Raw genomic sequence first — 12831 nt, forward strand, 5'->3', positions numbered from 1 at the left:
AGAAGGAGCAGACCGAATGAACAGCTCATCCCTGTCGGACATCAGGGCCGTGCCACCGGAGCGGCGCCGATGGGTCCGGCCGCTGCTCGCGGCGTCTCTGGGCCTCGGCCTCCTGCTGACACTCTCCCCCCTCGCCCCGGCGGCCGCCGCCGCGCCGACGTCCGCGTCGCCGCGGGACCCGGCCTCCCTCGTCGACGTGTTCACCGGCACCGCGCCCAGCTCGCCCGCCCTGGAGAAGGCGATGGGCGAGAACTTCTCGCGGGGCAACACCCATCCGGCGGCCACCGCCCCGTTCGGCATGATCCAGTGGGGTCCGGACACGGTGAAGCCGGCGCCCGGCCAGTACGCGGCCGACGACGACCGGCTCAAGGGGTTCAGCCTCACCCACCTGTCCGGCGGCGGCTGCACCGCGTTCGGCGACGTTCCCGTGCAGCCCGTCCCCGGGGACATCGGCCGGTCGCCGGCCACGCACCCCGACGACTACGCCGCCACCTTCGACCACGCCAACCAGGATGCGGCGCCCGGGAGTTACCACGTACGAACAGACAACGGAGTCGACACCCGCCTCGCCGCCGGTACGCGTGCCGCGGCGGGCCGTTTCACCTTCCCCGCCGGACACGACGGCAAGGGCACCGTCCTCCTGAACACGTCCGGCAGTGCCAACGGAGCAGCCGGTGTCACGGCCCGCGTCGACGGCGACCGAACCGTCACCGGCACGGTGGGCAGTGGCGGAATCTGCAGCGCGAAGGCGCCCTACGACCTGTCGTTCCGGATCGAGTTCGACCGGCCGTTCACCGCTCACGGCACCTGGCAGGGCGAGCGGGTGCACCGGACGGCCGGCACCCTGGCCGAGAAGGACGGCAAGGACGGGAGCGGCGTCTACCTGACCTTCGACACCGCCCGGCACCGGGCCGTGAACGCCCGCGTCGCGATCTCCTACACGGGCGCCTCCGGCGCCGCCGCCAACCTCGCCGGCACCCGGCACCTCACCAGCGTCGAGGACCTGGCCGCCGCGACCCACGACGCCTGGAACGACGAACTGCGGCGCATCCAGGTCGCCGGTGGTTCCCAGGAGCGCACCCGCGTCTTCTACACCGCGCTTTACCACTGCCTCCTCGAACCCCGCACGCTGAATGACATCGACGGCCGCTACCGCGGTTTCGACCGGAAGATCCACCGGGTACGCCCCGGCCACACCTGGTACGGGAACTTCTCCGGCTGGGACGTGTACCGCACCGAGACACCCCTGCTGGCCTTTCTCGCGCCGGACCGCGCCTCCGACATGGCGCAGTCCATGGTCGACGCCGCCGACCAGTCCGGCCGGCTGCCCCGCTGGACGCTCCTCAACAACCAGACCAACGGCATGGTCGGCGACCCCGCCCCGGTGATGCTCGCCAGTGCGTGGGCGTTCGGCGCACGCGACTTCGACCTCGACGGCGCCCTGAAATACGCGGTCGAGGCCGCCACCCGAACGGGGCCCGAGCGCCCCGACGGCTACGTGGAGCGCCAGGCGGTGGCCCAATGGCGAGCCAACGGCTTCCTGCGCAACGGCGACTCCCCGCTCGGCTCCTCGGCCGCGACCAGCCTCGAATACGCCGTGGACGACTTCGCCGTCGCCCGGCTCGCGGCGGCCGACGGGGACACGGCCCGGCGCCGCGCCTTCATGCGTACCGCGCACAACTGGCAGAACCTCGTCGACGGTGCCGACGGCACCCTGGGGCCACGGCTCGCCGACGGCACCCTGCAGAACGCCTCCAACCCGGCCTCACTGTCCGGATTCCAGGAGGGCAGCGCGGCGCAGTACCAGTGGATGACCGGCCCCGACCTTGCCGCGCTCGCCGCGGGCATGGGAGGCAACCGCCGGGCCACGGCACGGCTCGACGAGCACTTCACCGAGGTCGACGCCGGGTCCAGCACGCCGCATGCCTGGATCGGCAACGAGATCACCTTCGGCGCGCCCTGGGCCTACCACGGCTTCGGAGCACCCAACCACACCAACGACGTGGTGCCGCGCATGCTCGACCGGTTCACCACGGGGCCGGCGGGCCTGCCCGGCAACGACGACCTCGGCGCCCTCTCGGCCTGGTATGTGTGGGCGAGCGTCGGGCTGTACCCGGAGGCGCCGGGAACGGCCGAACTGGCCCTCTCCACACCGGCGTTTCCCTCGTTCACCATCGACCGGGGGAGCGCCGGAACCCTGCGGATCGGCGCCCCGCGCTCAAGCGAGGACCAGACCTACGTCGCCGACGTGCGGCTGGACGGCCGGTCACACGCGGCGAACTGGGTCGCGGCGGACTCCCTGCGCGGAGACACCCGCCTCGACTACCGCCTGACGGGCGACCGGTCGACTCACTGGGGCACGGGCCGGGGCGACCTGTACCCGTCGTACGCGGAGGGGCGCGCGTCGGCCATCGCCTCCGTAGCACCCGTCACGACGGCACCCGGAACCACGTCGGCGACCCGGCTGGCGTTCCACCGCATCGGTGGTCGACCCGGCCCCGTGCACTGGCGGCTGCGCCCGCCGGCAGGGGTGACGGTCGACCGCTCAGCCGGCGTCACCGCCACCGGTGGACACGAGTCCGTACGCGTGCGGGTGCCCGCGTCCACGCCGCCCGCCTCCTTGGTCATCCCGGTCGACCTGCGCGCCGCCGACGGGACACGGCTGCCGTCCGCCGCGATACGGGTGTCGGTACTGCCGCGAGGTACGACGTCGGTACTGCCATGGGCGGACGAGGCGGGCACATCGACCGCAACCCGGCCCGTGGGCGACTTCAACGGCTACGGCGGCAGCTTCGTCGCCGAGGAGCTGGCCGAGGACGGCCTCGCCCCCGGGCAGGACGTCACCGTGGACGGCGTCGGCTACCGCTGGCCCGACGCCGCACCCGGCAACCCGGACAACATCAACGCGCACGGCCAGACCGTCACCGTCCACGCGCCGCCCGGACAGCGCCGCCTCGGCCTGCTCGGCGCCGGAAACGAGGGCGCGTCCACCGGTGACGTCACCGTCCACTACACCGACGGCACGACACGGCGCACGTCGGTGACCCTGGGGGACTGGCACCTCGACGGGGCCACCGCGCCACCCCCGGGCAACACGGCCGCCGCGACCATGCCGGTCCGGCAGATGGCGGGTGGCACCCCCGAGAAGATGACGGTCTACATCTGGGCGACGTCGGTCCCCGTCGACCCGCACCGCACGGTGGCGTCCGTCACGCTGCCCGAGCGGACGACGGGAGGCCAGATGCACGTGTTCGCGGTCGGGGTGGGGGAGGCGGGGAACTGACACCCGAGGTTGGTTGACGCCTCGTGGACCCTGCGGCATCGTTCTCATGTGGGATCGATACCACATGAGAACGATGCCGCCCAGCCGCGCAGGAAGGAAGGACCAGCTGTCGTGGGCCTCACCCGCATCACCGACCACGTCCACCGGTTCGAGGACACCTGTCACGTCTACGTACTGCGCCACGAACGCGAGGCGGTGCTCATCGACTTCGGGTCGGGCGGGGTTCTCGACCACCTCCACGAGCTGGGCGTGGAGCGGGTCACCGACATCCTCGTCACGCACCATCACCGCGACCAGGTGCAGGGGCTGGCCCGGGCCGTCGCCGCCGGAATCCGGATCTGGGTGCCGCCGGTGGAGCGTGACCTCATCGAGTCGGTCGACGAGCACTGGCGCACCCGCCCCCTGGACAACGACTACGACGTGCGCCAGGACCGGTTCTCGCTGCTGGAACAGGTACCGGTCACCGGCGCGGTCGCCGAGTACCGCACCACCCGTTACGGGGCCTTCGACGTGCACACCCTGCCGCTCCCCGGGCACACCGTGGGGTCGGTCGGGTACCTCGTGGACATGGACGGCCGCCGGCTCGCGTTCACCGGGGACCTTGTCCACGGGGAGGGGCGGCTGTGGTCGCTCGCGGCGACGCAATGGGCGTACACCGGTTTCCACCCCAACGCGGGCGTGGAAGGAGCGGCCGCCACCGTGCTCTCCTGCATGCAACTGCTCAGCCGGGAACCGGAGATCCTGCTGCCTTCGCACGGTGAGCCGGTCACCGATCCGCCCGCCTCCGTCAAGCGGCTCCGTACACACCTCCAGCAGTTGATCGACATGCGGCGCGTCACCCCCTGGCGGCCCGAGCCCCTCCTCGACAGCCCCTGGAAGGCCGTCACCCCGCACCTGCTGCGCAACACGACCAGCATGGCCAATTCCTACGCCCTGCTCTCCGAGCACGGAACCGCGCTCCTCATCGACTTCGGCTTCGACCTGACCACCGGACTGCCCGGCGGCCACGACCGCTCCTCGCGCCGCCCCCTGCTCGCCTCCATCGAGGCCCTGCGCCGCGACCACGGCATCGACCGTGTGGAGGTGGCGCTGCCCACGCACTACCACGACGATCACGTCGCTGGGTTCAACCTGCTGCGCGAGGTGCACGGCACCGAGATCTGGTCACCGGCCCACATCGCCCCCGTCCTGGCCGCGCCGGTCCGCTGGGACCTGCCGTGCCTGTGGTACGACCCCATACCCGTCGACCGGGTGCTGGCCGACGCCGCCCCGGTGCGCTGGCGCGAGTACGAGATCGGGGTCCACGAACTGCCCGGCCACACGCTCTACGCGGCCGCGTACTCCTTCACCGCCGACGGCCGTCGCGTCATCGCCACCGGTGACCAGCAGAACACCGCCTGGACCCCGGACGGGGGAGGGCCCGAACTCCTCAACTACCAGTACCGCAACCGATTCCGCATCGACGACTTCGTGCGCAGCGCCGAGCTGTACCGGACCCTGCGACCCGAACTGATGATCAGCGGCCACTGGTCCCCGTACGAGGTCACCGACGGCTATCTGGACATGCTTCTGAGCCAGGGCGAGAAGCTGGCCCGGCTGCACCGGGAGATCCTGCCCCGCGAGGTCGACTTCGACGCCGAGGGGTTCGGCGCGCGCATCGCCCCGTACCGAAGCGCCGTCGTGTCCGGCGGCGTCGTTCCGCTGCGAGTAGAGGTCCGCAACCCGTTTTCCGGACCCGACCGGGCCGTTCTGCGGACGGTGCTGCCGGCCGGCTGGTCGGCCGAACCACCCGTCACGGAAGTGGAGCTGCGCGCCGGTGAGGTGCGCGAGATCGACGTCAGGGTCCGCATCCCCGGAGACTGCTCGCCGGCCGAACGTGTCCGGATCGCCGTCGACCTGACCGTGGGAGGCATGGCCTTCGGACAACAGGCGGAAGCCCTGGTGAGCGTGCGATGACGGCGCGCACGTACGGCCCGGCACCGATCAGTACCCGACAGACCCCGAGCGTGACCGGCATCGACCACATCAACACGAGGAGCGACGTGACGATCATGGACACGGCGGCGGTGCGGGCGCACCGCGACGAGCAGGGGATACAGGTCACCGGCCCGGGGTGGCGGATGACCGTCGCCCCGGACGGGCTGACCGCCCTCCTGCACGGCCCGCAGGACGCCGCCCGTCCCGCCCACCCCGTACTCCTGCAACTGCACGCGGCACTGGACCGCACCGACCGCAGCGACGAGACGACCGCTGTCCAGCCACCGTGCCTGGAGTTCGAGGAAGGGCCGTCCGGCCGCGCGCACCCCGTCGTCACCATCGCGCGCCGCAGCACCGCGTGGTCGGCCGCCCGCACCCGTATCGTCTGCGGCCCGCGCGGCCCCGAGTTCACCTGGACCGTCGAGGGGAGCGGCGCCCTGCGCACGACCCGGCTGTTCGCGGTGCGGGCGGCGCTCGGCGGGCGCGGTGGCGGACTCCGCCCCAGCGGCCACGACTGGGCGACCCTGTTCACCCCGAACCCCGGCCCGCCGCGCCGGCTCACCCGGACCGCGCGGGAGAACGCCACGATCGCCGTCTGCGGTGACGCGCGGCCCGGCCGCGGACACTGGTTCTACACGCCCGCGCCGCTGGCCTTCGCGCTCACCGGCACCCCGATGGCCGACGACGCCGAACCGGAACGGGCCGACGCCGCGGACGGCTGGTGCCAGCTGGGCGTCGGCGCGCCCGTCGACGCGCTCACCTTCACCCGCCTCACCTACGAACCCTCCGACGGCGGCTTCCACCTGGCGCTCGACCACGAGGGACACACCCGCGTCGCACGCACCTACAGCACGCCCGCCGTCCTCGTCTCGCCCGGACACCGCGACCCGTACGAGGCCCTGCGCGCCCACCACGACTGGCTGACGGAGCGCGGCTGGTCTGCCAGGCCGGCGACGCATCCCGGTGAGCGGCCCGCCTGGTGGTCCGAGCCCATGTTCTGCGGCTGGGGCGCCCAGATGGCGCGCGCCCGCGATTCCGGCCTGGCCGCACCACTGCTGAGCAGTCGCGCCGAGTACGACGCGCACCTCGCCCACCTGGAAGGGCACGGGCTGATCCCCGGCACCCTAGTCATCGACGACAAGTGGCAGGAGGCGTACGGGCGGTGGCAGCCGGACGAGCAGCGCTGGCCCGACCTGCGCGCATGGATCGACGAGCGCCACGCGCGCGGGCAGCGGGTGCTGCTGTGGTGGCGGGCCTGGGCCCACGAGGGCGTTCCGGACGCGTGGTGCGTACGGACCCCCGACGGGGCGCCTGTCGCGCTCGATCCCGAACACCCGGACGCCCGTTCCCACTTGGCTGATAGCGTCCGGTACATGCTGAGTCCCGCGGGCCTCGACGCCGACGGGCTGAAGATCGACTTCACGGCGGACACCCCGACGGGCGAGAGCCTGCGGCACCACGGTGACGGCTGGGGCATCACCCTGCTGCACCGCTACCTCGGCGTCATGTACCGCACCGCCAAGTCGGCCAAACCGGACGCCCTCGTCATCACCCATACCCCGCACCCGGCCTTCGCCGACGTCACCGACATGATCCGGCTCAACGACATGCTGCGGCTCGACGACCCCGACCCGTACGCCTCCATCGTCCCGCAGATGCGCCAGCGGGCCGCAGTGGCCTCCGCGGGCTGCCCGGACCTTCCTGTCGACACCGACGACTGGTGCGCCCCGGATCTGGAGCAGTGGCGGGCGTACAACGCCATGAAGGACGAGCTCGGTGTCCCGGCCCTGTACGTGACGACGAAGATGGACCGTACCGGCGAGCCGCTGCAAGAGGTCGACTACGCTGCGTTGCGGCAGCTGTGGGCCCGCTGGCGCACGGCACACGGTCACGCGGCGAAGGAAGGGTCCGACTGATGGCGAGCGGCACTACGGGACGCGGGGGCCAGGCCGGAGGCAGACGGGTCCGCGCCACACTGCGCGACGTCGCCGAGGCGGCCGGCACCTCGCACTCCACCGCCTCACGGGCCCTCGGGGGGCACGGCTACGTCGCCGACCACATCCGCGAGCGGGTGCGGCAGGCCGCCGAGCAACTCGGCTACGTCCCCGACGTCAGCGCCCGCACCCTCAAGGGCCGCTCCAGCGAACGTGTCGGACTTCTCGTCTCCGACCTGCGCAACCAGTTCTACGCGGAACTCGCCGCCGGCGTGGAGCACGCCCTGTCCGCAGCGGGCTTCCAGATGGTCCTCGTCGACGACCACGGCGAGGAGCAGCGCGCACTCGCCGGGGCGCGCGCCTTCATCGCCATGCGGGCCGACGGGGTGCTGCTCGCCCCGGTCGGCCGGATGGCCACGGAGACCCTGGTCGGGCACGGGGTCCCCGTGGCCGAGGTGGACCGCAGATCGGGGGTGCGCGGCTGCGACGCCGTGACCATCGACAGCGAGCGGGGCGCCCGCCTGGCCGTGGAACACCTTCTCGCCCTCGGCCACCGCAGGATCGGCCTCGTCGTCGACGAGATCCGGTGGGACACCGGAAGGGGCCGCCTCAAGGGCTATCGCGGCGCGATGCGGGCGGCCGGGCTCGCGCTGTCGCGCCGACTGGTCCTGGACCTGAGCCACACGGCCGGACCGCCCGAGAAGGAGGTCGCCCGCTTCCTCGCCGCGAACGACGACGTGACCGCCGTCTTCGCCGCCAACAACGTGATGGCGGAGCTGGTCTGGCAGGAACTGGCCCGTCGGGGCACCTCGGTGCCCCGGGAGCGCTCGGTGATCGCCTTCGACGACCTCGGCTGGATGCGCATGGTGGACCCGGGGCTGACCGCGGTGCGTCAGCCTGTCTTCCACATGGGGAGCGAGGCCGCGCAAGCGCTCCTTGCCCGGATGGCCCGGGGCGGCGGTGGCCGCAGTGAACACCTGCTCCTCGAACCCGAGTTGGTCGTCCGGGGCTCCACCGCGCCGCCCAACGGCTGACCGCCGCACCTTCGAGGTCCGGGCGGCCGCCGCGCGAGGTGTGGATTCCGCCTGCGCGGGCTGCTCCCGTCCGCCATGCCCGAAGTCGTCTCCGATGAAAGCGGATCGGGCCAGGCCGTCCCAGGGAGATCGTCTCTGCCGGGGCCGGTTGAACCGTTGACGCTCGCCCCCGATGTGGCTACGTTCTCATGTGGGAACGATGCCACATGGCGGAGCCCCGGGCGCGAGCCACCACCGCCGCCCCGCGACTCCCTCCGCGTCGATCCCCGCAGCCGGCCCGCCGCTCGAAGGAGAGACCATGGCGGCTCCACCACCTCAGACCCGCTCCCGGGCACGCCGCAGGACGACGGGACTCGTCGCGGCCCTCGCCCTGTTTCCCGCGTTGACCGGATGCGGCGGCGTGACCTTCGCCGATTCCCGCACCGATACCTTCACCACCATGGGCTTCGGTCTCGGTGACGCCCTCGCCACGGACCGACTCGACACCGCGCGGACGGCCCTGAAGACGGAGGGCCTGACCGTCAAGGTCAATGAAGGCGCCTTCGACGAGCAGCAGTTCCTGTCCGCCGTCGCCGCCGGCGACCCGCCGGACGTGGTGGACATGGACCGCACCCTCATCGGCGGCTACGCGGCGCGGGGCGCGCTGATGCCCCTCACCGACTGCTTGGGGCGTGAGCGCATCGACACCGGCGACTACTACCCGAACGCGATGGCCGAGGGGTCGCTCGGCGGCGTCGTCTACGCCCTTCCCGACTCCTACGACAGCCGACTGCTGCTGACGAACGACCAGGTGCTCCACCAGTCCGGGACCGACGCCGCCCAGGTGGACACCGGGGACTGGAAGGGTCTGAAAGAGCTCGCGGGCTCCGTGGCCCGGCACGACGACGGGAAACTGACCCGGATCGGCTTCGACCCGAAGATCCCCGAATTCTTCCCGCTGTGGGCGAAGGCCAACGGTGCGGACCTGATCAGCGCCGACGGCCGCACCGCCGAACTCGACGACCCCAGGTCGGTCCAGGCCCTCACGTACGCGGTGAGCCTGATCGACGTACAGGGCGGCTGGAGCCGCTTCAAGTCGCTGCGCGACTCCTTCGACCAGTTCGGGGCGAAGAACCAGTTCGTGAAGAACCAGGTCGGTTCGTACCCCATGGAGGACTGGTACGTGAACGTGCTCGCCGGTGCGTCGCCTCAGGTCGATCTCACGGCCGGCGTCTTCAAGGACCGCCGAGGGAAGACCCTCAACTGGGCCTCCGGGCTCGGCTGGGCGATCCCCAAGGGCGCCAAGCACCCCGAGGCCGCCTGCACGTTCATCAAGAACATGACGTCCACGGCGTCGTGGGTGCACGCGGCGCGGGCGAAGGCGAAGGACGTGCGCGAGTCCGGGGCGCCCTACACGGGTGACGTGACCGCCAATATCGAGGCCGACCGGATCATCGAGCACGACCTGTGGAAGCCCACGGGACACGCCGCCTTCGACCGAGCGACCCGCATCGTGTTCGACCTGGCCCGCAAGGGCTTCTCCGTACCGTCCAACGCGGCGGGCACCGAGTTCAAGACGGCCTGGCAGAACGCCGTCAACCGGGTCCTGTCCGGTGAACAGACCCCACGGCAGGCTCTCGACCAGGCACAGCGCGAGGCGCAGAGCGCCCTCGATCTCGCCAACGAGGGGCGGAGGTGACCGGCGTGGCGCATCCGGGGACGACAACTCCCGCACACCACAAACCGCGAAGCGTCTGGCGGCGTCGCGAGACGTGGGCCGCGTACGGCTTCATCTCGCCGTGGATCATCGGCTTCCTCGGCTTCACGGCAGGCCCGATGATCGCGAGCCTCGTCCTGTCCTTCACCGACTACGACGGGATCGGTTCCTCCCACAACGTCGGACTCGCCAACTACCGGCAGTTGTTCCAGGACCCGGCCGTAGCCAAGTCCCTGCTGAACACGCTGGTGTTCGCGGCACTGCGCGTACCGCTGTCCATGGCGTTCGCACTCCTCCTGGCGATGCTCCTGCTCAAGGCCGGCCGTGCCTCCGGAATCTTTCGCACCCTGTTCTACCTGCCGGTGATGACACCGTCCGTCGCCGTGGGCATCCTCTTCCTGCTGCTGTTCAACGGCAACGTCGGCCTGATCAACCATGTTCTCGGCTTCGTCGGCATCCAGGGCCCGGCGTGGACCACCGACGGCTCCTGGGTCAAGCCAGGACTCGTCCTGACCAGCCTGTGGTCGGTCGGCTCCACCGTGATCATCTATCTCGCCGCGCTCAAGGGCGTCCCGAAGGACCTCTACGAGGCATCCGAGTTGGACGGTGCGGGACGGGCCAGGCGATTCTGGCACGTCACCCTGCCGCAGATATCCGGCACTCTCTTCTTCACCCTCATCGTCAACACCATCGCCGCGCTGCAGACCTTCACCGAGGCGTACACGGCCTTCTTCGGCAGCTCCAACTCGCAGACGTACAACAACGACGCCGCTCTCTTCTACGTCGTGTACCTCTTCCAGCAGGCATTCCAGTACATGCACATGGGCTACGCCTCGGCCCTCGCCTGGCTGCTGTTCCTCGTGATCCTCCTCATCACGATCGTGCAGGCCAAGGTCAGCAAGCGGTTCGTCTACTACGAGGGGGACCAGCGATGACCCAGCTGACCGCGCGGCCGGACACCACCGAGGCGCCCACACCCCCGCCGGACGTCGTCGCACGGGCCGCGTCCCGCCGCCGGGAGACGGCACGGCCCGTGCGCAGGGCCCTGCGGACCGCGAGCCTTCTGGTGGCGGCCGGTGTGTTCCTCTACCCGTTCCTGTGGCTGATCAGCGCCTCGCTGAAGCCCTCGACAGACGTCTTCGACAACGCGCTGATCCCCCACGTGTGGCAGGTGGGCAACTACGCCGAGATCTGGCGTGCCGTCCCGCTGCTCCAGTGGGTCGGCAACAGCATCGCCGTCACCCTCGCCGCGGCCGTCACGGTCACCGTCTCCAGCGCCCTCGTCGCGTTCGGCTTCGCGTACTTCCGGTTTCCCGGGCGTGACGCGCTGTTCGCGCTCGTCGTCGGCACGATGATGCTGCCCGCCGTGGTCACCATGGTCCCGCAGTACCTGATCTGGAACTGGCTGCACCTGGCCAGCAGCCAGGTCCCGCTGTGGGCGCCGAACCTGTTCGGCAGCGCCTTCTACATCTTCCTGCTGCGCCAGTTCTTCCTCGGCCTGCCCCGTGAGCTGTTCGAGGCCGCGCGCATCGACGGGGCCTCCTACTGGACGATGTTCTGGCGCATCGCGGCGCCGCTGTGCCGGCCCGCGCTCATCGTCACCTTCGTCTTCGAGGTGCAGGCTTCCTGGACGGACCTCGTCCGGCCCCTCATCTACCTGCGCGACCCGCAGCTCTACACCGTTCCGCGCGGACTGAAGGCCGTACTGGACCAGTTCGGCGCGGGCGGCGAGATGCGCTGGGACATCGTCTGCGCGGCGAGCGTCGTGGTGACGGTCCCGATGATCATCGCCTTCTTCGTCTGCCAGCGGCACTTCACCGAGGGCATCGCCACCACTGGAAGCAAGGGCTGACCTGTCAATGATCCTGTACGACGACCAGGGCCCGGACGACCGCGCGGTGCTCGCCCTCGACATCGGCGGCACGAAACTCGCGGCAGGCGTGGTCTCCTGCGACGGTACCGTCCGCTCCTTCGTGACCTGCCCGACGCGGGTCGAGGAGGGCCCGGACGCGGCCCTGGACCGGCTGTTCACGCTGGGCCGGGACGCGCTGGCCGCCGCCGGCATCTCCCCGGAGAGCGCCGCCGAACGGCTCGCCGGCTGCGGCGTGGGCTGCGGCGGTCCGCTCGACTCGGAGGCGGGTATCCTCGTCGCACCGCCGCACCTGCCGGGCTGGCTGGACATCCCCATCACGCGACTCGCGTACGAGCAGTACGGGCTGCTCGCCGTTCTCGACAACGACGGCACCGCGGGCGCGGCGGGGGAGTGGCGCTTCGGCGCCGGGCGCGGCACCCGCCACCTCGTCTACCTCACCGTGTCGACCGGCATCGGCGGCGGAGTCATCCTCGACGGCCGCACCTACCGCGGCGCCACCGGCAACGGCGGCGAGCCCGGTCACGTCACCGTCCGCTCCGACGGCCGCCCCTGCCGCGGCTGCGGCCGCACCGGCTGCCTGGAGGCGTACGCCTCGGGCACGTCCATCGCCGAGCGGGCCCGCGAGGCCCTCGCCGCCGGGCACCGGCAGAGCGTTCTCGCCGCACTGCCCCACCCCGGGCCGACGGCCGCCGACGTCGCCGCCGCCGCACGCGACGGCGACCCCCTCGCCACGGCGCTGTGGGACGAGACCACCGACCTGCTCGCCGAAGGTCTTGCCTCCATCGTCAACCTCTACGAACCCGAACTCGTCGTCCTCGGCGGCGGCGTCACCCGCTCCGGAGAGCAACTCCTCTCCCCAGTACGGGAGAAGGCGCGCCGCCTCGCCATGAGACCCGCGTCGAACGCCCGCATCGTGCGCGCCCAGGCCGGCGACCGGGCCGGAGTCCTCGGCGCCGCCGCCATCGCCCTCGAACGCCTCGTCGACGATCCCGCCCCCGTGCCGGTCGCCTGACCGCCCGGCCCCCACCGCAATC

The 12831-nt window shown here is 71.5% G+C and carries 8 protein-coding genes; all 8 read left to right on the forward strand.

What is annotated here, in order from left to right:
• Nucleotides 1-16: 16 nt before the first annotated feature.
• The 8 genes from OG867_RS31295 (at nucleotide 17) to OG867_RS31330 (ending at nucleotide 12809) form a co-directional block, all read left to right on the forward strand.
• A complete protein-coding gene (locus tag OG867_RS31295; protein ID WP_406290528.1) occupies nucleotides 17-3283 on the forward strand; it encodes a GH92 family glycosyl hydrolase in 3267 nt (1088 codons plus the stop codon).
• A gap of 111 nt (nucleotides 3284-3394) precedes the next feature.
• Nucleotides 3395-5239: an MBL fold metallo-hydrolase gene (locus OG867_RS31300; RefSeq protein WP_406290530.1), complete on the forward strand. Its 1845-nt coding sequence runs from the start codon at nucleotides 3395-3397 to the stop codon at nucleotides 5237-5239.
• Between the two features lie 50 nt (nucleotides 5240-5289).
• Nucleotides 5290-7176, forward strand: a complete 1887-nt coding sequence (locus tag OG867_RS31305) for a hypothetical protein (protein ID WP_406290532.1) — start codon at nucleotides 5290-5292, stop codon at nucleotides 7174-7176.
• A complete protein-coding gene (locus OG867_RS31310) occupies nucleotides 7176-8228 on the forward strand; it encodes a LacI family DNA-binding transcriptional regulator (protein ID WP_328898613.1) in 1053 nt (350 codons plus the stop codon). Before OG867_RS31305 ends, OG867_RS31310 begins: the two co-directional genes overlap by 1 nt.
• Before the next feature lie 298 nt (nucleotides 8229-8526).
• Nucleotides 8527-9906 carry an extracellular solute-binding protein gene (locus OG867_RS31315; protein WP_406290534.1) on the forward strand — a complete coding sequence of 460 codons (1380 nt, stop codon included), beginning with the start codon at nucleotides 8527-8529 and terminating at the stop codon, nucleotides 9904-9906.
• A gap of 5 nt (nucleotides 9907-9911) precedes the next feature.
• Entirely contained in the window at nucleotides 9912-10859 is a 948-nt protein-coding gene (locus OG867_RS31320; RefSeq protein ID WP_328898611.1) for a sugar ABC transporter permease, read from the forward strand.
• Nucleotides 10856-11776, forward strand: coding sequence for a carbohydrate ABC transporter permease (locus OG867_RS31325; protein WP_328898610.1), 921 nt, complete (start codon nucleotides 10856-10858; stop codon nucleotides 11774-11776). The genes OG867_RS31320 and OG867_RS31325 overlap by 4 nt, the downstream gene beginning before the upstream one ends.
• Nucleotides 11777-11783: 7 nt before the next feature.
• Complete coding sequence (locus tag OG867_RS31330) at nucleotides 11784-12809, forward strand: ROK family protein (RefSeq protein WP_328898609.1); 1026 nt, start codon at nucleotides 11784-11786, stop codon at nucleotides 12807-12809.
• The last annotated feature ends 22 nt before the right edge of the window (nucleotides 12810-12831 follow it).

Source organism: Streptomyces sp. NBC_00209, from assembly GCF_045206345.1.
GTDB lineage: Bacteria > Actinomycetota > Actinomycetes > Streptomycetales > Streptomycetaceae > Streptomyces.

Bases quoted from the DNA above. Each gene is read 5' to 3' on its own strand.
- OG867_RS31295 (WP_406290528.1), top strand. From the start codon at position 17: ATGAACAGCTCATCCCTGTCGGACATCAGGGCCGTGCCACCGGAGCGG.
- OG867_RS31310 (WP_328898613.1), top strand. From the start codon at position 7,176: ATGGCGAGCGGCACTACGGGACGCGGGGGCCAGGCCGGAGGCAGACGG.
- OG867_RS31315 (WP_406290534.1), top strand. From the start codon at position 8,527: ATGGCGGCTCCACCACCTCAGACCCGCTCCCGGGCACGCCGCAGGACG.
- OG867_RS31325 (WP_328898610.1), top strand. From the start codon at position 10,856: ATGACCCAGCTGACCGCGCGGCCGGACACCACCGAGGCGCCCACACCC.
- OG867_RS31330 (WP_328898609.1), top strand. From the start codon at position 11,784: ATGATCCTGTACGACGACCAGGGCCCGGACGACCGCGCGGTGCTCGCC.